Below are 21,224 nucleotides of genomic sequence, written 5' to 3'. Positions count from 1 at the left end.
CAAGCGGAGCGACCGCGCAGCTGTGACGGGTGGGTAAAGCGCCTGCCCGTTCACGCGTGCGCCTGATCGTCATTCGCAAAGTCATCTGCTCAGCCGCCCGTAACACTTGGGGCTGGCTTTAGTACCTGCAAACGGCTCGACGCTGTGCATCGCGGACGCGCCGTAAACCGGACCTCCCTCCCGTTTAGCACTATCTTTTTTTGCACGGCAACGATCGGCCATCGCCAGGACAGTGGAAAATCTGCAGTGGAGCCAGCGCACCTTGTGACGGGGGCAGGCAGGCTTTTAGGGGTGCGGAATGCCGTAATTTCATATGAAATCCGGCCCTGGGCCAATCAGCACGAGCGCGAGAAGCTATCAATTCAGGAGCATGTATGACCGGTGCATTTTCCGACAACTACCGACTTCTGGCCCAGTACAACCGCTGGATCAATGAACGGCTGTATGGCGCGTGTGAAACCCTGTCAGATGAGGAGCGCAAGCGTGACCGTGGTGCCTTTTTCGGCTCGATCCATCACACGCTGGGCCATCTTGTCCTGGCCGACCAGGTCTGGCTCAGGCGCTTTGCGCAGTGCGGTAATGAGAACGGAATCCATTTCACGTCGCTGGGCGCTGAAGTGCTGGACATGCCGCAGGCCTACACGCTGGACATGGTGCTCTACGAAGACTGGGCCGGACTGAAAGCCAAACGGCAGCAGCTCGATGGCGCCATCGAGCAGTGGGCTGCCGACATGCCTGAGGCTTACCCGGCCATGACCATGCGGTACGCCAACTCGAAAGGGGTGCAGCGCGAGCACGTGGTCTGGAAGGCCCTCACGCATTTTTTCAATCACCAGACACACCATAGAGGGCAAGTGACGACACTGGTCACGCAGGCTGGGGCAGCGGTGGGCGTGACGGACCTGATTGCGCTGGTGTAGAGGTCTTTAAGGTGCTATGAAATAGATAGCTGCTTGCGCTCGCCCCTAAAGGGCTGGAGGCAAAAGTTGGCAATAAAAAACCCGCTCCAGGCGGGTTTTTTTATGGATGCGGGCCAATTACTTCTTGGCAGCGCTTGCAGCAGGCTTGGCCGCTTCAACCTTGACTTCGGTTTTGGTTTCTTTTTTGGTGTCCTTCTTGGCGTCTTTTTTGGACGTTACCGCCTCTTTGGCATCTTTGGCCGATTCCACCACGGCGTCTTTGGTCGCGATAGCCGCACCCTTGACTGCATCCTTGGTGGCGATGGCTGCGTCTTTGGCCTTTTCGGTGACCGGCTTGTCGGCCTTCTTGCTGGTTTTGGCGTCCGCTTTGGCTTCGGCCTTGGTTTTTGCCTTCGCATCTGCGGCGGCCGGGCCGGTATAGGCGGCACCGCCAACGGTCAGCCCTGCGGCGGAGAACTCGGCTGCGCGTTTTTCTCCCACGCCTTTGACGCGGGTGATGAAGTCATCCCAGTTTTTGAACTCGCTTTTCTTGCGCTCGGAGATGATCAGCTTGGAGGTGACGGGGCCGATGTGTTTGATGCCGTCGAGTTCGGCCTCTGTGGCTTTGTTGACGTCGACCGCAGCAAAGGCTGCAACGAGAGACATGGCGGCGAAAAACGCCAGTACTTTCTTGAACATGGAAATCTCCTCAGTGGTGAGTGGCGAAGCGCGTTATGCATCCTGTGAATAAGAATGCTGTGTTTATAACGGCCCGGTTTCACACGGGGTTGACCTGCCTGGTGCGATTGGGTTGGGGAACCCCAAGCCTCAGCGATTCTTGCCCAGCCACTGCATGTAAGCAGTTACACCCGCTTTCACATCAGCAAACACATGGTCACACCCAGCGGCACGCAGGGCGCCGAGGTCGGCCTGCGTGTAGCTTTGATATTTACCCACCAAGGCTGGCGGGAAGGTGATGTAGTCGATGAGCCCGCCGCGCACGGCATCTTCCAGGCTCAGCGCCGCAGCATCCTGCCCTTTGCGCAAGGTGTTCACGACGGCGAGCGCGACATCGTTGAAGGGCTGGGCCTTTCCGGTGCCAAGATTGAAAATGCCGGATTGTTCTGGATGGTCAAAAAACCAGAGGTTCACGGCCACCACATCGTCGATGAAGACGAAGTCGCGCATCTGGCCGCCGGCGCCGTAGCCGCCGTATTCGCCAAACAGCTTGACCTTGCCTTCGGCCTGGAACTGGTTGAACTGGTGAAAGGCCACGCTGGCCATACGGCCCTTGTGCTGTTCGTGGGGGCCGTAGACATTGAAGTAGCGAAAGCCCGCAACCTGGGTGGCTGCGCCTTCAAACCGGTTGCCGAGTTCACGCCGCAGGCGCTGGTCAAAGAGCAGCTTGGAGTAGCCGTAGACGTTGAGTGGTCGTTCGAATTCGGGCGATTCCCTGAACGTGTCGGATCCGCCGTAGGTGGCGGCCGACGAGGCATACAGCAGGCGTGTTCCCTGGTCCTGGCAGGCATGAAACAACTCGCACGAAAGCGTGTAGTTGTTGTCCATCATGTACTTGCCATCGGGCTCCATCGTGTCGCTGCAGGCGCCTTCGTGGAACACTGCCTCGACCTGACCATAAGCGCCTTCGGCAAAGAGGTCGTAGAAGTCGTCGGCATCCACGTAGTCGGCGATCTGCAGGCCGGCCAGGTTGCGAAATTTGTCGCCTTCGGTCAGGTCGTCGACCGCGATGATGTCGTCGATGCCGCGGGCATTGAGGCCCTTGATGATATTGCTGCCGATAAAACCCGCAGCACCCGTGACTACTACTTTCATGATGATTCCTTTAACCTGAGGCGCAATTTAATGCGCGGCAAACAGTTCGTCGTAACTGACCGTTGCGGTACCGAACTTGCCGACCACAATGCCGCCGGCACGGTTGGCGATGGGCACCGCATCACGAAGGCTCATGCCCGTGGCCGCCATGGCAGCCAGTGTGGCGATCACCGTATCGCCGGCGCCGGTGACGTCGAACACCTCACGTGCCACGGCCGGTACATTCAGCTCACCCTGGGCGTCAAACAGGGTCATGCCTTCTTCGCTACGTGTCAGCAGCAGGGCATCAAGATTGAGTGCGGTGCGCAGGTTGTGGGCTTTGGTGCGCAGCTCGGCTTCGTCGCTCCAGGTGCCGATCACGTGCTCGAGCTCGGCGCGATTCGGCGTAATGATGCTGGCGTTTTTGTAGCGTGCGTAGTCCGCCCCCTTGGGGTCGACCAGCACCACCTTGCCGGCAGCGCGCGCCTGGGCGATCATCAGCACGATATGCGCGAGGCCACCCTTGCCGTAGTCGGAAAAAAGCACGGCGTCGTGCTGCGTGTGCAGTTTTTCAAAGGTGGCGGACTGGGAGGCGAGCACCTCGTTTTCCGGCGTGTTCTCGAAGTCGAGCCGGATCAGCTGCTGCTGGCGGCCAATGACGCGCAGCTTGACCGTTGTTTTGAGCCGTGCATCGCGGCCGAAGTAAGGGGCGATGCCGGTTTTTTCGACCAGCGCCTCCAATTGGTGGCTGGCCTCATCATCGCCCACCACGGTCAGCAGCGAGGCTTGCGCGCCCAGCGTGACGATGTTGTAGGCCACGTTGGCCGCGGCGCCTATGCGTTCCTCGGTGCGCGTGACACGTACCACGGGCACCGGGGCCTCAGGCGAGATGCGGTCTACCGCGCCGTACCAGTACCGGTCGAGCATGGCATCGCCCACCACAAGGACACGGGCTTTGGCGATTCGTTCAGCGGATAGTGTGAGAGTAGTGGTCATGTCTGTCTGTATTCAAACCAGAACAGCGTGGAACCGGCTTCGCCGGGCCACAGCTGTTGCCCCCTGCAAGGGGGGAGGAGGCGAAGCCTCCACGGGGGTGTTCATAATTCTTCTATTCGGCGGGTCGGGTAGCTGTCCCAGGCCTGGCAGCCAGGGCAGTGCCAGAAGTGCTGCGTGGCTTCAAAGCCGCACGCGGCACAACGATAGCGCATCAACGGCTTGGTTGCCTGACCCAGCGAGCGCTGCACCAGTGCGTGATGATGCGCATCCTGGAGTTGTTCCCCTTCTATCCACTTGCCGGCGGCCACCAGGGACGCCTGGCGTTCCATATGCCTGGCATACCACTGGCGTGCCGACGCAGGGTCTTTTTCCAGTTTGACGATGGCTTCAACCACGTCAATGGACGGCGTGTTGGCGTAACTGGTCTTCAGCAACTCCAGTGCGGCGGCTTCCTGGCCGCTTGCCTGGGCGATATTGGCAAGCAGGCCGGCGGCAAGTGGCAGGCCTTGCGGTGCCAGGTCTTCCAGCTTCTGCAATGTGCGCAAGGCATCCTGGGACTTGCCGAGCTGGTGCTGCAGTTTGGCCAGGTCAATCAGTGGGCGGGCCGACACCGGGGCCATGGCGACAGCCTGCTGCAATGTCTCCAGGGCCTGGCTTGTGTCGCCTGCCGCTGCGGACGCAATGGCCTGCTCGCAAAGGTAATGCGCCTGCCGGGCACTGAAGCTGCCATGGCTGGAGGTACCCAGCCTGGCGGCGATTTCGGTTGCGTTAGGCCAATCCCGCGAGCGTTCATAAATGGACAGCAACGCAAGCCGGGCCTCTTCCTCGAACGGCGTTCCCTCCAGTTTGCGCAGCGCGATTTCGGCACGGTCGAGCAGGCCGGCTTTGAGGAAATCCAGGGCCAGTGCATGCTGGGCGCGGTCGCGCTCCGGTTGCGTCAGGTCGCCGCGCGACATCAGGTGTTCGTGCACCCGCACGGCGCGCTCGTATTCGCCGCGGCGGCGGAACAGGTTACCCAGGGCGAAGTGAAGCTCGGACGTGTCGGGGTCGTTCTGTACGGCTTCGATAAAGGCGTCAATGGCCTGGTCCTGCTGCTCATTGAGCAGAAAATTCAGGCCTTTGAAGTAGGCTTTGGGCGCCTGGCGGTTTTCGATGCGCAGTTGCCGCAAATCCAGTCGCGAAGCCAGCCAGCCCAAGGTAAAGGCGATCGGAAACCCGAGCAGGACCCAGGTGAAATCAAATTCCATGGTGGAGGGTGGAGGGGTCTTCGGTCACGGTATGGGGGCCCATGGTGGAGGAGGCATATTTCGCCGATCTGCGCTTTTTCCACCAGCGCGGCATCATGACAAGAATACCGAGCGCCAGCCCGCAGGCGAAGACACTCAGGACAACCAGCACCAGAGGTGCTCGCCACATCGTGCCAAAGAAAAAATTCACCGAAACCGTTTGCTGGTTATTCAGTGCAAAAGCAAACAGCGTAAAAAAAATGGCTGCCTTGAGCAGCCACATGAGGTATTTCACTTGGTCGTCCCCCGTGGTGGTCTCGCGATTGTAGCCAGACCACCGGGGGAAAACAGCAAGACCTTACTTCGGATCCGTGACCGCCAGGAGCTCCTGGGTACGGGCATCCACTGCTTCCCGCAACGCCTTGCCCGGCTTGAAATGGGGCACCCGTTTTTCAGGGATGGCCACGCTTTCACCGGAACGCGGATTGCGGCCCATGCGAGGCGGGCGGCGGTTGATGGAAAAACTGCCAAATCCCCTGATTTCAATGCGGTGGCCGCGCACCAGGGCGTCGCTCATGGCATCAAGAATCGTCTTGACGGCATATTCGGCGTCGCGGTGCGTCAGCTGGCTGAATCGGGCTGCCAGTTCTTCGACAAGATCGCTTCGGGTCATGGATAAAGTAGCTGTACAGCGATGCAATCCGCCAGGGGCGCATCACACCGCTGCACGGTCGCCTTACTTTTCGTTGTTGTCCAGCTTGGCGCGCAACAGGGCGCCAAGGTTGGTCAGGCCAGCGCTTTCACGCGAAGACTGCTGGCTCAGGGTTGCCATGGCTTCCTGCTGGTCGGCGTTGTCCTTGGCTTTGACCGACAGCTGGATGTTGCGGGTCTTGCGATCCACGTTCACCACGACTGCGGACACTTCGTCGCCTTCTTTCAGCACGTTGCGCGCGTCTTCGACGCGGTCACGGCTGATTTCGCTGGCGCGCAGGTAGCCGATGATGTCTTCGCCGAGATCGATTTCAGCGCCCTTGGCATCAACAGTCTTGACCTTGCCGGTCACAATCGCGCCCTTGTCGTTGATCGACACGAACGTGGTGAACGGATCGGAATCCAGCTGCTTGATACCCAGGGAGATGCGCTCGCGGTCGACGTCGACTGCCAGAACGATCGCTTCGACTTCCTGGCCCTTTTTGTAGTTGCGAACGGCGGCTTCACCGGGTTCGTTCCACGAGAGGTCGGACAGGTGCACGAGGCCGTCGATGCCGGCAGCCAGACCCACAAAGACGCCGAAGTCGGTGATCGACTTGATCGGGCCCTTGACGCGGTCGCCGCGCTTGGTTTCCTGTGCGAATTCTTGCCATGGATTGGCCTTGCACTGCTTCATGCCCAGGCTGATACGGCGCTTGTCTTCGTCGATCTCGAGGACCATGACTTCGACTTCGTCGCCCAGTGCCACGAGCTTGCTCGGTGCCACATTCTTGTTGGTCCAGTCCATTTCGGACACGTGGACCAGGCCTTCGATACCTGGCTCGAGTTCAACAAATGCACCGTAGTCGGCGATGTTGGTGATCTTGCCGAACAGGCGCGTGCCTTGTGGATAGCGGCGGTTCACGCCCATCCATGGGTCGTCGCCCATCTGTTTCAGACCCAGCGAGACACGGTTCTTTTCGGTGTCGAACTTCAGGATCTTGGCCACGATTTCCTGGCCAGCCGTCACCACTTCGCTTGGGTGACGCACGCGGCGCCATGCCATGTCGGTGATGTGCAGCAGGCCGTCAATGCCGCCCAGGTCAACGAACGCACCGTATTCGGTGATGTTCTTGACGACGCCCTTGACGGAGGAGCCTTCCTTCAGGGTTTCCATCAGCTTGGCGCGTTCTTCGCCCATGCTGGCTTCGACCACGGCACGGCGTGACAACACGACGTTGTTGCGCTTGCGGTCCAGCTTGATGACCTTGAATTCCATGGTCTTGTTCTCGTACGGAGACAAGTCCTTGATGGGGCGGGTGTCGATGAGCGAGCCGGGCAGGAAGGCGCGGATGCCGTTGACGAGGACGGTGAGACCGCCCTTGACCTTGCCGCTGGTCTGGCCGGTGACGAATTCGCCGGACTCCAGGGCTTTTTCCAGGCTCATCCACGAGGCCAGGCGCTTGGCCTTGTCGCGGGACAGCAGGGTGTCGCCATAGCCGTTTTCGACGGAGTCGATGGCCACGGAGACAAAGTCGCCGACCTGGACTTCGAGTTCGCCCTGGTCGTTTTTGAATTCTTCGAGCGGCACATAGGCCTCGGACTTCAGTCCGGCGTTGACGACGACGTGGTTGTGGTCGATGCGAACGACTTCAGCGGTGATGACTTCACCGGTGCGCATTTCAGAGCGCTGGAGCGATTCGTTAAATAGATCGGCAAAAGATTCAGACATGATTTTCCTCATCCACACAACAGGGTTCCAATAGCGGAATTGCTATTGTTTTTATAGCTGCTTGCGGCGGTTGCTTGCGGCCAGACGTTGAATAAGGCTGCGGGTTACGTTAATGAACCTGCTGACCAAGCGCAGGGTGCGCGTCGGGGGTCAGAAGGGCCGGGTGCCTTGCCACCAGTCAATCACCTGATCAACCGATTTTTCAATCGACAGATAGGAATTGTCCAGGGGACGGGCGTCATCAGCAGGCTTCAAAGGGGCGGCTTTTCGCGATGAATCGCGGGCGTCACGTGCCTCTAAATCTTGCTGAATCTCGCTGATTATAGCTGAATTTCCCTTTGAAATCAACTGCTTATGCCGTCGTTCAGCGCGGTGCCGGGCGCTGGCCGTCAGGTAGATTTTGAGCGGTGCATCGGGAAAAATGACGGTTCCCATGTCCCGCCCGTCTGCTACCAGCCCGGGCAACTGCCGGAAACTGTGTTGCAGGGTCAGCAGCGCAGCGCGAACCTGGGGATGGGCCGAGACCCGGGAAGCGGCCATTCCGGCAGCTTCGGAGCGGATGGCTTCTGACACATCTTCCGCCCCGAGGAAAATCCGGTCGCCCTGAAAGCGAACCGGCATGGTGCGGGCGATTTGCGCAACAGCCGCCCCGTCGTCGAGCGAAACGTCGGCACGCAAGGCGGCAAATGCGCTCAAGCGATACAGGGCGCCGGAGTCAAGATAGTGGTAGCCGAGCCGTTGGGCCGTCAGAGCTGCCAGGGTACCCTTGCCCGAGGCAGTGGGGCCATCGACGCAAATCACCGGAATATGGTTGACATCTGCTCTGGCCACCGTGAACAGGGCCTCGAAGTAGTCCGGAAATGTTTTGCCGACACATTTGGGGTCAAGAATCCGGATGGGCAACCGGGCCGGATTGAAAGCGGCCAGCGAAAAACACATGGCTACGCGGTGATCGTCATAGGTGTGAATGGGCGCGGTTTTCCATTCGCCGGGCCGGGGCGGCGTAATTTTGAGATAGTCCGCCCCTTCCTCCACCGTGGCGCCGAGCTTTTGCAACTCGCAGGCCATCGCGGCGATGCGGTCGGTTTCCTTGACGCGCCAGCTGGCGATGTTGCGCAAGGTGGTGCATCCCTCGGCATACAGCGCCATCACGGCCAGCGTCATCGCGGCATCGGGAATATGGTTGCAGTCCAGATCAATCGCCTTGAGCGGCCAAGCACCGCGCGAGATGCGCAATGAATTGGGCGTGCTGTCGATTTGCGCGCCCATCATTCGTGCGGCCTCCACGAAACGAATGTCGCCCTGGATGGAGTCGGCCCCGACCCCCAAAACTTCTATGCCATTTTGGCCTGCAGAGCCCGATGCTATTGCGCCAAGCGCTATGAAATAGCTAGCAGAGGAAGCGTCGCCTTCAACATGGATTTCTCCGGGCGACTGGTAGCGGCTGCCGGCGGGGATGATGAACTGCTCCCAGCCTTTACGCTGCACGTCAATGCCGAAACGTTCGAGCAGCTTGAGCGTGATTTCAATGTAAGGCCGTGAAATCAGCTCCCCCACGACCTCAATGCAGATGTCGTCGACAGCCACAATGGGCAGAGCCATCAGCAGGGCGGTCAGGAACTGACTGGAAACATCTCCGCGCACCCGGATGGGCTCTTTCAGGTTCAATTGGCCGGAACGCAGGCGCAGGGGCGGAAAACCTTCATTTCCCAGGTAGTCGATGGAGCAGCCCAGCTGCCGGAGGGCATCAACCAGGTCGCCGATAGGCCTTTCGTGCATACGGGCCACGCCCGACAGCTCAAATTCTCCGCCCAGCAAGGCCAGAGCGGCCGTCAATGGACGCATGGCAGTACCGGCATTGCCCAGAAACAGCTTGACCGGTGTGTGAACGTTGCGGCCGCCAAGGCCGGTGATCATCGCGGTGCTGCCCTCTTGTTTTACTTCGCAGCCAAGCAGCCTGAGCGCCGTCAGCATCACGGCGGTGTCGTCAGACGCCAGGAGATCGTGAACTGTGGTTTCCCCGTGACTCAGGGCGGCCAGCAACAAGACGCGATTGGAAATGCTTTTGGATCCGGGCAGGCGGACAGTGCCTCCCGCTCCACTGAGGGGCGGAATGTCCAGGAACTCGATGTCGAACATGAATCGCAGGTTTATTTATGCGATTTTTGAGAAGAGATGCGCCAGTTGGCGCGCGTCTCGCTGGCTTGCTCAATGAGCGCTTCCAGGCCGTCGCCGTTGCTGCTCGAAATGAGTACTTCGAGGGACTGCAGGGTCTGCTGAAAGATCTTGGACTGCGCCAGCAACTCTTCGCGGTTGGCAATCAGGATGTCGCGCCACATTTTCGGATCGCTGGCAGCGATGCGTGTGAAGTCGCGAAAGCCGGGCCCGGCCAGGGACATGTAGTCCTTCCCGTGCTCCTGTCCGGTAATGCCGTTGATCAGTGCAAAGGCGATCAGGTGGGGCAGATGGCTGACTGCGGCGTACGCAGCGTCATGTGCCTGCGGCGACATCTTGAGGACATGGCAGCCCATGGCGGTCCATACGTCGGTGGCTTTTTGCAGCTGGACCGTGAAAGTCCGCTCTATGGGGGTCAGGATGACCTGCTTTCCGTTGTAGAGGTCGACATCGGCGTGTTCGACACCCGACACCTCTTTGCCGGTAATGGGATGGCAGGGAACGAAAGAGCCGACGTTACCCTGCAGGACCCGCCGTGCGGCATCGACCACGTCGCGCTTGGTGGAGCCGACATCCATGATCAGGGTGTTTGGGCCAACAAGATGCCGGATCGCCTTGAAGGTGGCTTCGGTTGCAGAAACCGGCACCGCCAGCAGGACAATGTCAGCTCCGGAGACCGCCAGCAGGGCGGAAGGTGCCTCTACGTCAATGACACCCATCTGGCGTGCGCGCTCGGTCGTCGAAGGCGACTTGCTGTAGCCCACCACGCGTTTGACCAGACCGGCGCGCTTGAGAGCCAGCGCAAAAGAACCGCCCATCAGGCCGCATCCAATGAGACCTAATTGTTCAAACATGTCGTGGTACCAGGAGTTTTGTGAGTTCGTGCATTAATCGCTGACAGGATAGGTTCCGAGAACCTTGTAAAAGGCGCACATTTGTTGCAGGTCAGCCAGTGCCGCCTTGACGTGGTCCTGCGACGGATGGCCTTGCAAATCGATATAAAAATAATATTCCCACTGGCCGGAGCGTGCCGGGCGCGATTCAAAGCGGGTCATGGAGACGCCGTGAGCTTTCAACGGCATCAGGATGTCATGGACGGCGCCGGGGCGGTTGGGTACGGAGACCACCAGGCTGACACAGTCTTTGCCGGAGAGGGGCGGGGAGGGTAGTGTTTGCGGCAGGCACACTACGGCAAAGCGCGTGCGGTTAAACGCGTCGTCCTGAATGGCGTGGGCGGCCGTATACAGGCCAAACTGGGTGGCGGCCCGATCACTGGCAATGCCGGCCCATGCAGGGTTGGTGGAGGCAAGGCGTGCACCTTCCGCATTGCTGGAGGCTGCCCGGCGCTCCACATTGGGCAGGTGCGTGGTCAACCAGCCCTGGCATTGGGCCAGGGCCTGGGGGTGTGCATACACGGCTTCGATACCTTCCAGGGACTCGGAAAGCCGCAGGAGGTTGTGGCGCACCATCAGGCTGATCTCGCCAACGATGTGCAGGGGAGAGTTCAGGAACAGGTCGAGAGATCGGGACACGACGCCCTCGGTCGAGTTTTCGACCGGCACAACCCCGTAGCTGGCGCTGCCGGCAGCCGTTGCACGAAAAACCTCGTCGATGCTGACACAGGGAACATGCTCGATGCTGGCGCCAAAAAACTGCAGCGCTGCCTGCTCGCTGAAAGTGCCGGCGGGACCGAGGTATGCCACACGCACCGGAGATTCCAGTGCCAGGCAAGCCGACATGATTTCACGCCATACGGCAGCAACATGTTCGTTTTTGAGCGGCCCTTGATTGGCTTGCTGGATCTGCTCAATAACCTGGGCGACGCGGTCCGGGCGGAAGAAGGGCGTACCCTCGCGCTTCTTGACTTCGCCGACCTGCTCCGCGACTTGGGCGCGGCGATTCAGCAGGGCGAGCAGTTCTCGGTCCAGTGCATCAATCTGTACGCGTAAATCTGCAAGATGGGTGGTCATGTCAGAGACCACCCGGCCATGCGGCGGGCGCTGCAGACCTGCCGGAAAGGCGAACCATAATGAGGGCGAAAAAACATTTCATCCTAGGCGTGTTTTTGTTCGAATTCTCGCATGTACTCCACCAGTGCCTGGACACCGGCCAGTGGCATGGCGTTGTAAATGCTGGCGCGCAGCCCTCCCACTGACTTGTGACCCTTGAGCTGAAGCAAGCCCCGTGCCTTGGCACCTGAGAGAAACGCGTCGTTCCGTGACTCGTCCCGCAAGAAAAATGGAACGTTCATCCGGGACCGGCAGTTTTTGTCGACCTTGTTGAGATAAAACTGCGAGCCGTCAATGGCGTCATACAGAAACTGCGCCTTGGTTTTGTTGCGCGCTTCCATTGCGGCAATGCCGGTAGCGCCGCCTTCTTGCTGGCGCTTGAGCCACGCGAAGGTAAGGCCTGCAATGTAGATTGCGTACGTGGGGGGCGTGTTGTACATGGACTGGTTGTCCGCTACGGTCTTGTAGTCAAAGGCGCTGGGGCAAATCGCCAGCGCACGGCCAAGCAGGTCTTCCCGGATGACCACCAGCGTGACACCTGCAGGCCCCAGGTTTTTTTGTGCACCACCAAATGCCAGGCCAACGAGAGACCAGTCAACCGGCCGCGATGCTACATGAGAGGAAAAATCGATGACCAGTGGCGCATCGCTTCCCAAGGCCTTAAGGTCTGGAAGGCTTTGAAACTCCACACCGTGGATGGTTTCATTGGTGCACAGGTGGACGTAGCTTGCGTCCGGCCGCAGCTTCCAGCCGGACGGAGGTGGTAGCAGCGTGTGCCCGTTGTCTGCATTGCTCGCAGCGACCTGGACATCGCAATACTTGCGTGCCTCTTTTTGCGATTTTTCACTCCAGCTGCCTGTTACCACGAAATCGGCCGAACGACCCTGCGAGACATTGAGGGGAACAATGGCATTTTCGGCAAGTCCGCCGCCCTGCATGAACAGGATCTTGAAGTGGGCCGGAATGGCCATCAGCTCGCGGAAATCGGCCTCCGCGTTTTCATAAATGGAAATGAACTCCTTTCCACGGTGACTCATCTCCATCACGCTCATGCCGCTGCCGTGCCAGTCCAGCATTTCGCCCGCCGCCTGCCGCAAGACCTCTTCGGGCAGGTTCGCCGGGCCAGCGGAAAAATTGAAAGGACGGGTCATTTCTTGGCGGGCGGCTTGCCTGCTCCCGGCGCGGGGCCGGTGCCAATGATCTTCAGCGCCACGTCGTCGAACTGCTTGGCACGTGCGAGGACGTCGGCACGCGAGGCTTCTACCAGCTTTTGTACAAAGACATTGCCCAGCTCGGGCGCCGTAGCCTGGTATTTCTTGACGGCAGGTGATTCAAAAAAAGCAGCAAGCTGCTGGAGTTCTTCCTGTGTGAACCGCTCTGCATACGCAGGTACCAGCGATTCGGCGCTGACTTTGCTAACCTGCTTGCTGATCAGCTGGCTCGCATCATCGGCATATTTCTTGAGTTCGGCGTTAAGTTCTTCAGACGCTTTTGGCTGCTTGGCTTTGGGAACATTTGCCTCCATTTTTGGAGCCCATTTAACAATGAGTTCCTGCGCCGTGGTGCCCGCAAGCTGGTTCACCAGCCGGTCAAGCTCCGGCCCTTGCTGCAGCGCGACCACTTTTTTGGCCAGCTCTGTTTTCGGATCTGCTGCTTGCGCGTGAACAGCCGTGGCGCCGCAGGCCATGGCAGCGATCGTGATAGCGGTAAGGAAGTTTTTCATCAGGTACTTTCGATGTTGGGGGTGTCTGTGCCGGTACCGGTTTCAGTATCGGGTTCATCCAGCGTGGCATCGTTTTCAACGATGCGCTGAAGGCCGCTTAATTGTGAACCTTCATCAAGGCCGATGAGCGTAACACCCTGTGTAGCCCTTCCCATTTCGCGGATTTCGCTGACGCGCGTGCGGACCAGCACGCCCTTGTCGGTGATCAGCATGATCTCGTCGTCCACGTGAACCAGTGTGGCCGCAACCACCTTGCCGTTGCGCTCGCTCTGCTGAATGGCGATCATGCCCTTGGTGCCGCGGCCGTGACGTGTGTATTCGGTGATGGACGTGCGTTTGCCATATCCGTTCTGGGTGGCTGTCAGCACACTTTGCTGCTCGTCTTCGGCGACCAGCATGGCGATCACGCCCTGGCCGTCTTCGAGCATCATGCCGCGCACGCCGCGTGCATTGCGGCCCATGGGGCGCACGTCGTTCTCATCGAAGCGCACGGCCTTGCCACCGTCACTGAACAGCATCACGTCGTGCTTGCCGTCGGTCAGCGACGCACCAATCAGGTAGTCGCCTGCGTCAAGATCGACCGCGATGATGCCGGCCTTACGCGGATTGTTAAATTCGTCGAGAGCGGTTTTCTTCACGGTGCCCATGGAGGTGGCCATGAAGACGTATTGATCAGCCGGGAAGCTGCGCTTTTCGCCCGTGAGAGGAAGGACGACGGTGATTTTTTCACCTTCCTGCAGGGGGAACATGTTGACGATGGGCCGACCGCGAGAACCGCGAGAACCGGCGGGTACTTCCCAGACCTTGAGCCAGTAGAGCCGGCCGCGATTGGAAAAGCACAGGATGTAATCGTGCGTGTTGGCGATGAAGAGCTGGTCGACCCAGTCGTCTTCCTTGGTGGCGGTGGCCAGCTTGCCGCGGCCACCGCGTTTTTGTGCCCGGTATTCCGACAGCGGCTGGCTCTTGATATAGCCGGTGTGTGAAAGCGTCACCACCATGTCAGTGGGGGTGATCAGGTCTTCGGTGCTGAGATCGAACGAGCTGTGCTCGATCTGGCTGCGGCGAGCGCCGAGCTTTGTCTGGCCGAATTCCAGCTTGATGGCTGTCAGTTCTTCGCCAATGATGATGGACACTCGCTCAGGCTTGGCCAGGATGTCGAGCAGGTCGTCGATCTCGGCCATGACTTCCTTGTACTCCGCCACGATCTTGTCCTGCTCCAGGCCGGTCAGGCGTTGCAGGCGCATCTGCAGGATTTCCTGTGCCTGTGTTTCCGAGAGGCGGTACAACCCGTCGTTGCCCATGCCAAACATCTTCTCGAGACCGTCGGGGCGGTAGTCATCGGCGTTCACCACGCCGCCATCGGCACGCGTGCGGGTCAGCATTTCGCGCACCAGGCTGCTGTCCCAGGGGCGCAGCATCAGCTCGGCCTTGGCGACGGGAGGCGTGGGGGCATTTCGGATGATGGCGATGAAGTCGTCAATATTGGCCAGGGCCACTGCGAGGCCTTCCAGCACGTGTCCCCGCTCCCGTGCCTTGCGCAGCGTGAACACGGTACGGCGCGTCACGACTTCACGGCGGTGCGACAGGAAGACCTGGATCAGGTCCTTCAGGTTGCAAAGCTTGGGCTGGCCATTGACCAGTGCCACCATATTGATGCCGAAGGTGTCCTGCAGCTGGGTCTGCTTGTACAGATTGTTCAGCACTACTTCGGGCACTTCGCCACGCTTGAGTTCGATCACCAAGCGCATGCCCGACTTGTCGCTCTCATCCTGAATATGGCTGATGCCTTCGATTTTCTTCTCGTGCACCAGCTCGGCCATGCGCTCCTGAAGCGTCTTTTTGTTGACCTGGTAGGGGAGCTCGTCGACGATGATGGACTGGCGCTGGCCCTTGTCGATGTCCTCGAAATGGCACTTGGCACGCATGACCACCTTGCCGCGGCCGGTGCGATAGCCGTCCTTGACGCCATTGATGCCGTAAATAATGCCGCCCGTGGGGAAGTCCGGTGCGGGCACGATCTCCATCAATTCGTCAATGGAGGCCCCCGGGTTTTTCAGCATGTGAAGGCATGCATCGACCACTTCGTTGAGGTTGTGGGGCGGAATGTTGGTCGCCATGCCCACCGCAATACCGCCCGATCCGTTGACCAGCAGGTTCGGCAAGCGGGTCGGCATGACCAGCGGCTCCTGCTCGCTGCCGTCGTAGTTGGGGCCGAAATCGACAGTTTCCTTGTCAAGGTCGGCGAGCAGCTCATGGGCAATTTTTGACAGGCGGATTTCGGTGTAGCGCATGGCCGCGGCGTTGTCGCCATCGACAGAGCCGAAATTCCCCTGACCGTCAACCAGCAGGTGGCGCAGGGAAAAATCCTGGGCCATCCGCACAATGGTGTCGTAGACTGACTGGTCGCCGTGCGGATGGTACTTGCCGATCACGTCGCCGACGATACGCGCTGACTTTTTGTAAGGACGGTTCCAGTCGTTGTTCAGTTCGTGCATGGCAAAAAGCACGCGCCGGTGTACCGGCTTGAGGCCGTCCCTTGCATCGGGCAGAGCCCGCCCCACGATCACGCTCATCGCGTAATCGAGGTAGCTTCGCCGCATTTCCTCTTCAAGACTGATGGGCAGGGTTTCTTTAGCGAACTGGGTCATGAGCGGCCTGGTTGGGATTTCGAGATCTTGAAGGAAACCGCTGATTTTAAGGCCGGAGTTTAAAGCGATGGCCTGTGGCGGGACAGCAACAAATGCTGAAGAATCTTAAGTCTGTGTCAGACGAAGCCGATAGCGTGCTTGAAGGTTCAGGCAGGTGTGGCACAATCGATGTAACGCTTTGAGTGATGGTCACTCACGGCGTGTAAATTACTAATCGCAGCCAGTCTGCGGCTTTTCTCTAGAGGAGAACCATGAAGAAACTCAACAAAGTGGCAATGTTGTTTGCTTCCGCAGCGCTTGTTACCGCCGCTGGTGCACAAACTATCGACAACTGGAAAAACGGTTCCAACGAACTGGTCTGGAAAAACGGTACCAACGAACTGTGCTGGCGTGACGCTTATTGGACGCCTGCTACTGCAGCGCCTGGTTGCGATGGCGCAATTGCCCCTGCAATGGCTCCTGTTGCTCCTCCGGTTGCTGGTCAAGCTGCGAAGCCTGCCCCTACTCCTGCCACTCCTCCTCCTCCTGCCGCAACGAAAGTTACGTACGCTGCTGACGCTTTCTTTGACTTCAACAAGTCAGTGATCAAGCCAGAAGGCAAAGCCAAGCTGGATGACCTGGTCGGCAAGATCAAGGACATCAACCTGGAAGTCATCATTGCCGTGGGTCACACTGACTCCGTGGGTAGCGATGCTTACAACCAGAAGCTGTCGGTTCGCCGTTCGGAAGCCGTCAAGGCATATCTCGTGTCCAAGGGCATCGAGAAAAACCGCGTCTACACTGAAGGCAAGGGCGAGAAACAGCCAGTTGCTGACAATAAGACCGCCGAAGGCCGCGCGAAGAATCGCCGCGTGGAAATCGAAGTGGTTGGCACCCGCGCCAACAAGTAATCCTTTCGGATCGCTTAAAAAACCGCGCTACGGCGCGGTTTTTTTATGCCTCAACGATAATGCGTCATGTCTATCAGCGATAACTTCGACCCCGCCGAACTGGCGAAATTCTCAGACCTGGCCCACCGCTGGTGGGACACCGAAAGTGAATTCCGCCCCTTGCACCAGATCAATCCGCTCCGCCTGGGCTGGATCGAGAGTTTGGTCCCACTTAAAGGGCTGCGTGTACTCGACGTCGGCTGCGGCGGCGGCATCCTGGCCGACTCGATGGCGCGCCGAGGCGCCGATGTCCTGGGCATCGATTTGGCGACCAAAGCGCTGAAAGTCGCCCAGCTTCACGCGCTGGAGGCACAGACCGAGGGTGTCCAATACCGTGAAATCAGCGCCGAAGCGCTGGCAGCCGAGCAGCCTGGCCGTTTTGACGTTGTCACCTGCATGGAAATGCTGGAGCACGTGCCCGACCCGTCTTCCATCGTCAAAGCCTGCGCCGCGCTGGTCAAGCCTGGGGGGTATGTGTTTTTTTCGACCATCAATCGCAATGCCAAGGCCTTTCTGTTTGCCATCGTTGGGGCGGAATACGTACTGAATATGTTGCCACGCGGCACCCACGAGTACGCCAAACTGATCAAACCCAGTGAACTGGCCGGATACTGCCGCGTCTCCGGTCTCTCGCTTGAGCAAACCCGGGGCATGGAATACAACCCCCTGACACGTCACTATTGGCTCAGTGCGGACACCAGCGTGAATTACCTGCTGGCCACGCAAAAGAGCTGAGTCTCGTTTTTACCCACATTCGCGCTACATGTTCAAAGACACCGATGCCGTGCTGTTCGACCTCGACGGCACCCTGATTGACAGTGCCCCTGATCTGGGCGCAGCGGCCGACAAAATGCGCACGGACCGTGGCCTGGAATCGCTGCCCCTTGCGCTTTACCGTCCCATGGCCGGCGCGGGTGCGCGCGGCATGATTGCCGTGGCTTTTGGGTTGACGCCCGAAGACACCGGCTTTGGCGTGCTCCGGGAAGAGTTTTTCAGCAATTACGAATCGCGCATGACCGAAAACACCTCAGTGTTTGAGGGGGTGGCGGATCTGATCGCGCGCATCGACCAGATGGGGCTGAAGTGGGGCGTGGTGACCAACAAGTCCGCCCGCTTCACCATTCCGCTGACCAAGGCCATGCCTTTGTTCAATACAGCGAAAACCATCATCAGTGGCGACACCACGCCGCATGCCAAACCCCATCCGGCTCCCTTGCTGGAAGCGGCACGCCAGCTCGAGCTTGCCCCCGGGCGCTGCATTTATGTCGGCGATGACGAGCGCGACATCCTCGCAGGCCGGGCCGCGGGCATGCCCACGGTGGCCGCAGCCTACGGCTACCTCGGCAAAGCCGCCGATACCGAGGGCTGGAAGGCCGATGCCACTATCGCGGCGCCCGGCGCGCTCTTGAATTTGCTGCGAATGGCGTAAACTAGGCTTCCTGGGGCTGCATTGGTTTCGACGTGGGTTCGGACGCGGTGTGGTGCATGTCGAGCTGAGTGTGCTCGTAAAACTGATTCAAACAAACTAACTGCAAACGACGAACGTTTCGCACTCGCTGCTTAATTGCCAGTGAGCTTTACAACAGCAGGCCGATGGGCTGGGCAAGGGGTGTTTAGCGCAAGTTAAATGCTCCCGGCTGTAAAGATAATTTCATCGGCTGGCTCCGGGCTGGGTACCTTAACCCGGGGCAAGATAATAGGGTGCTGGCGTCCTGTGTAGCGTGCGACTGCGCGACACAGGTGGCGAGACTCAAATCAGACCGCTAAACATGTAGATCTGCCCGAACAAGGCTTGCGGACGGGGGTTCAAATCCCCCCAGCTCCACCACTTCACGAAAGCCCAGCCTTTACCGGTTGGGCTTTTTCATTGGGCGCGTATTTTCGGGGTGCCTGTCTGCTCCCTGCTCATGCCCGCCGCCCTGGTACCGGGCGACAATAGCCCCATGGCAAGCATGCAACTTCAAGAAATTCTTTTCTCTCAGGGCTTTGGCACGCGGCGCGTGTGCGCGGGGCTTATTCAACAGGGTTTTGTGGCTGTAGCGGGCGTCCTTTGTGCGGAACCAGCTATGGAATTCATAGCAGAAGGCCTGCACTTCACGGTGCAGGGCGTGGCCTGGGAGTACCACGAGAAAGCCTACCTGATGCTGCACAAACCGGCCGGCTACGAATGCTCGCAAAAGCCCAGCACCTATCCCAGTATTTACACCCTGCTGCCGGCGCCGATTCGCCAGCGCGGCGGTGGCGCGGCTGCCGGCGTGCAGGCGGTAGGGCGGCTGGATCAGGACACGACGGGTCTTTTGCTGCTGTCGGATGACGGCAAGTTCATCCACCGCATGAGTTCGCCCAAGCACCATGTGCCCAAGGTGTACGAGGTGCGGGCCAAGCACCCGGTCGACGACAAGCAAATCCAGAAACTGCTGGCTGGCGTGGTGCTGGACGACGACCCGAAACCCGTGCGAGCCGCCGCGTGTGAAAAAACTGGTGAAAACCAGCTCAGCCTGACCCTCACCGAAGGCAAATACCACCAGGTCAAGCGCATGATTGCCGCGGTGGGCAACCGGGTCGAGGAAGTGGGCGGCTTGCACCGTTCACGCATCGGTTCGCTGGATTTGCCGCCTGACCTGAAACCCGGCGAATGGCGCTGGCTGACGCCGCAAGACATGGCGAGCATTTCAGTGCCTTCGGCCAAAACCCCCTGAAACCGGTAAAAAACCTGACCCAGACGCGGCGGCAAGCGGTTACGCTGCCAGCTTCGCAAAAAGCAAACCTGGAGGAAACATGAACCCACGCCGTCAATTCCTGAATGCCGCCGCAATCGGTGCCGTGGCCGCGCCGTCGCTGGCCCTGGCGCAGCACGCGCCAAAAGCGTCGCGAGGCCCAGTCCTGTTAACCGTCAGCGGGCGGATCGGCGCGGGCAACCGCGGCGCCTTCGATCCGGCGTTCGACCAGATGATGGGCAAGCAGAAAATCCAGTTCGACAAGGCCCATGCCTTTGACTTTGCCGCGCTCACCGCGCTGCCGGCTGTCACTATCAAGCCGACGCTGGAATACGACAGCAAGCCGCACACCCTGAAAGGCCCTTTGCTGGCCGATGTTATGAAAGCTGCCGGTGTGAAGTTGACGGACAAGACGACGCTTTTCCTGCGCGCCGTGGACGGCTATGCAGCCCAGGTCACCGCCGCCGAAGCCAGCAAATACCGCTTCATCGTTGCCACCCACCTGGACGGCCAGCCCATGACGCTGGGTGGGTTGGGTCCGCTTTGGGCGGTGTACGATGCCGACCGTTTTTCCGACATGGCTGCCAAGCCGCTGCCGGCGCGCTTTGCATCCTGCCCGTGGGCGATGTACCACATCGAAGTCAAAGAGGCTTGAGCGGCGCCTGCTCCCGTTGAAATGACGGTCCAGGCCTTCTTTTTCCAGATGAAATCGGTCTTTTAGCCAATAGGGACGGGCGCAAGAAGCTATAAAAAACGTAGCACCCGTCAAGCGGTTCAATCGATGTCTTTGAGAAAGTCAGTGATCGCTTCAACCATTTTTTCAGGCTGGTCGCGCTGGGGTGAGTGTCCGCAGGCGGCCAGCCTCAGTTGACGGGCATGGGGTACGGCCAGCGCAATCTCGTCCAGTTGCCGCATCGTGCCGTACTCGTCATCAAACCCCTGGATGAGCAGCAGCGGCGCCGCAATGCGCGTGCAGTCCGGCCGGATGTCAAAGTTGCGAAAGTCCGGCGACAGCCAGACATCGTTCCATTGCCAGAAAGCGACGTCCACATCAGCGTGGTAACGAGCCAGGCGTTCGCGCAGGCCGCCAGACTCGAATGCAGTGGTCGCCTGGGCAATTGCCTGAACTGCGATGTCTTCGACCAGCACGTGCGGTGCCATCGCGATGCAGGCCGAAACCGGGTGCCGGCTGGCGTGGAGCAGGGCGATGCTGGCGCCGTCGGAATGGCCGAGCAACACGGGGTTTTCAACCCGCAGCGTATCCAGCAGCGCGGGCAACACCTCCCAGGCCTCGCGGTGCATGTAGTCGGGTAGCAGGCGGCCGGTGCGCTGGCCGTTCTGCTTTGCCGGTTCACCGCGTACGTTTGGTACGGGCTCTGACTGCCCATAGCCGCGTCGCGAATACACCATACCCGCCCGTCCGGTTGCCGTGCATACCGCCTGGGGCCAGTCCAGGCCGCGTTGCGTCCAGAGGCTGACCGAGCCCAGGCCTTCATGCAGGAAAACCACCGGAGCGAGGTCGGCGCGCCCGGCGATGTGCCTGACCTCCAGGCGCGCGCCGTTGATCTCCATCAAATTCATCGCTGCATCGTAAAGGATGTAAACGATTGGGCGAATCTGGCGTTGGAAAAAGGGGCCGCAGAGGACTTTTGGGCACCTTCAGGCATT

20 protein-coding genes and 1 other RNA gene are annotated in these 21,224 nt (G+C 59.6%); 7 read left to right on the top strand and 14 right to left on the bottom strand.

Annotated elements, in window-relative coordinates; translation table 11 throughout:
• Nucleotides 1-374 precede the first annotated feature (374 nt).
• Nucleotides 375-920: a DinB family protein gene (locus AC1DVV_RS11255; protein ID WP_477665616.1), complete on the top strand. Its 546-nt coding sequence runs from the start codon at nucleotides 375-377 to the stop codon at nucleotides 918-920.
• A 117-nt stretch (nucleotides 921-1,037) separates the two neighbouring features.
• Here the strand turns inward: AC1DVV_RS11255 and AC1DVV_RS11250 are convergent, their stop codons facing one another.
• The 13 genes from AC1DVV_RS11250 to gyrA all read right to left on the bottom strand — a co-directional run bounded on the left by AC1DVV_RS11250 (nucleotide 1,038) and on the right by gyrA (nucleotide 15,910).
• Entirely contained in the window at nucleotides 1,038-1,598 is a 561-nt protein-coding gene (locus tag AC1DVV_RS11250) for a ComEA family DNA-binding protein (RefSeq protein ID WP_457280049.1), read from the bottom strand.
• A gap of 129 nt (nucleotides 1,599-1,727) precedes the next feature.
• A complete protein-coding gene (rfaD, locus tag AC1DVV_RS11245) occupies nucleotides 1,728-2,732 on the bottom strand; it encodes an ADP-glyceromanno-heptose 6-epimerase (protein ID WP_477702419.1) in 1,005 nt (334 codons plus the stop codon).
• 27 nt (nucleotides 2,733-2,759) lie between these two features.
• A complete protein-coding gene (gene rfaE1 / locus AC1DVV_RS11240; protein WP_477665618.1) occupies nucleotides 2,760-3,707 on the bottom strand; it encodes a D-glycero-beta-D-manno-heptose-7-phosphate kinase in 948 nt (315 codons plus the stop codon).
• A gap of 101 nt (nucleotides 3,708-3,808) precedes the next feature.
• Nucleotides 3,809-4,954 carry a lipopolysaccharide assembly protein LapB gene (gene lapB / locus AC1DVV_RS11235; RefSeq protein WP_477665619.1) on the bottom strand — a complete coding sequence of 382 codons (1,146 nt, stop codon included), beginning with the start codon at nucleotides 4,952-4,954 and terminating at the stop codon, nucleotides 3,809-3,811.
• On the bottom strand, nucleotides 4,944-5,228 hold the full coding sequence (locus AC1DVV_RS11230) for a LapA family protein (RefSeq protein WP_457280053.1): 285 nt from the start codon (nucleotides 5,226-5,228) through the stop codon (nucleotides 4,944-4,946). The genes lapB and AC1DVV_RS11230 overlap by 11 nt, the downstream gene beginning before the upstream one ends.
• 63 nt (nucleotides 5,229-5,291) lie before the next feature.
• Entirely contained in the window at nucleotides 5,292-5,606 is a 315-nt protein-coding gene (locus tag AC1DVV_RS11225; protein WP_348043247.1) for an integration host factor subunit beta, read from the bottom strand.
• 63 nt (nucleotides 5,607-5,669) lie between these two features.
• The gene (rpsA, locus tag AC1DVV_RS11220) at nucleotides 5,670-7,355 is read right to left on the bottom strand and encodes a 30S ribosomal protein S1 (protein ID WP_457280054.1); all 1,686 of its coding nucleotides are present in this window, start codon (nucleotides 7,353-7,355) and stop codon (nucleotides 5,670-5,672) included.
• Between the two features lie 150 nt (nucleotides 7,356-7,505).
• Nucleotides 7,506-9,494 (bottom strand): bifunctional 3-phosphoshikimate 1-carboxyvinyltransferase/cytidylate kinase, encoded by a 1,989-nt coding sequence (locus AC1DVV_RS11215; RefSeq protein ID WP_457280055.1) that lies wholly within the window; start codon nucleotides 9,492-9,494, stop codon nucleotides 7,506-7,508.
• A gap of 11 nt (nucleotides 9,495-9,505) precedes the next feature.
• Nucleotides 9,506-10,384 carry a prephenate dehydrogenase gene (locus AC1DVV_RS11210; RefSeq protein WP_457280056.1) on the bottom strand — a complete coding sequence of 293 codons (879 nt, stop codon included), beginning with the start codon at nucleotides 10,382-10,384 and terminating at the stop codon, nucleotides 9,506-9,508.
• 33 nt (nucleotides 10,385-10,417) lie between these two features.
• Entirely contained in the window at nucleotides 10,418-11,500 is a 1,083-nt protein-coding gene (gene pheA / locus AC1DVV_RS11205; protein ID WP_457280057.1) for a prephenate dehydratase, read from the bottom strand.
• Nucleotides 11,501-11,583: 83 nt separating this feature from the next.
• Entirely contained in the window at nucleotides 11,584-12,690 is a 1,107-nt protein-coding gene (serC, locus tag AC1DVV_RS11200; RefSeq protein ID WP_457280058.1) for a 3-phosphoserine/phosphohydroxythreonine transaminase, read from the bottom strand.
• Nucleotides 12,687-13,262, bottom strand: coding sequence for a DUF2059 domain-containing protein (locus AC1DVV_RS11195; RefSeq protein ID WP_457280059.1), 576 nt, complete (start codon nucleotides 13,260-13,262; stop codon nucleotides 12,687-12,689). Before AC1DVV_RS11195 ends, serC begins: the two co-directional genes overlap by 4 nt.
• Nucleotides 13,262-15,910, bottom strand: a complete 2,649-nt coding sequence (gene gyrA / locus AC1DVV_RS11190) for a DNA gyrase subunit A (RefSeq protein WP_477665621.1) — start codon at nucleotides 15,908-15,910, stop codon at nucleotides 13,262-13,264. The genes AC1DVV_RS11195 and gyrA overlap by 1 nt, the downstream gene beginning before the upstream one ends.
• A gap of 251 nt (nucleotides 15,911-16,161) precedes the next feature.
• Here gyrA and ompA point away from each other — a divergent pair, with 251 nt between their 5' ends.
• The 6 genes from ompA to AC1DVV_RS11160 all read left to right on the top strand — a co-directional run bounded on the left by ompA (nucleotide 16,162) and on the right by AC1DVV_RS11160 (nucleotide 20,211).
• A complete protein-coding gene (gene ompA / locus AC1DVV_RS11185; RefSeq protein WP_477665622.1) occupies nucleotides 16,162-16,800 on the top strand; it encodes an outer membrane protein OmpA in 639 nt (212 codons plus the stop codon).
• A 66-nt stretch (nucleotides 16,801-16,866) separates the two neighbouring features.
• Entirely contained in the window at nucleotides 16,867-17,574 is a 708-nt protein-coding gene (gene ubiG, locus AC1DVV_RS11180) for a bifunctional 2-polyprenyl-6-hydroxyphenol methylase/3-demethylubiquinol 3-O-methyltransferase UbiG (RefSeq protein WP_477665623.1), read from the top strand.
• Nucleotides 17,575-17,602: 28 nt separating this feature from the next.
• Nucleotides 17,603-18,268, top strand: coding sequence for an HAD family hydrolase (locus AC1DVV_RS11175; RefSeq protein WP_477665624.1), 666 nt, complete (start codon nucleotides 17,603-17,605; stop codon nucleotides 18,266-18,268).
• Nucleotides 18,269-18,280: 12 nt separating this feature from the next.
• Nucleotides 18,281-18,667, top strand: a transfer-messenger RNA (tmRNA) gene (gene ssrA, locus AC1DVV_RS11170).
• A 124-nt stretch (nucleotides 18,668-18,791) separates the two neighbouring features.
• Nucleotides 18,792-19,538 carry a pseudouridine synthase gene (locus AC1DVV_RS11165; RefSeq protein ID WP_477665625.1) on the top strand — a complete coding sequence of 249 codons (747 nt, stop codon included), beginning with the start codon at nucleotides 18,792-18,794 and terminating at the stop codon, nucleotides 19,536-19,538.
• Nucleotides 19,539-19,617: 79 nt separating this feature from the next.
• Entirely contained in the window at nucleotides 19,618-20,211 is a 594-nt protein-coding gene (locus AC1DVV_RS11160; protein WP_477665626.1) for a putative pterin-binding protein, read from the top strand.
• Nucleotides 20,212-20,330: 119 nt separating this feature from the next.
• Here AC1DVV_RS11160 and AC1DVV_RS11155 read toward each other — a convergent pair whose 3' ends face one another.
• Nucleotides 20,331-21,137, bottom strand: coding sequence for an alpha/beta fold hydrolase (locus AC1DVV_RS11155; RefSeq protein WP_477665627.1), 807 nt, complete (start codon nucleotides 21,135-21,137; stop codon nucleotides 20,331-20,333).
• Between the last annotated feature and the right edge of the window lie 87 nt (nucleotides 21,138-21,224).

It is taken from the genome of Polaromonas sp. P3_B4, from assembly GCF_056402835.1.
Note: the sequence above shows the minus strand (reverse complement) of the source record. Positions and strands in the feature narration are given on the sequence as shown.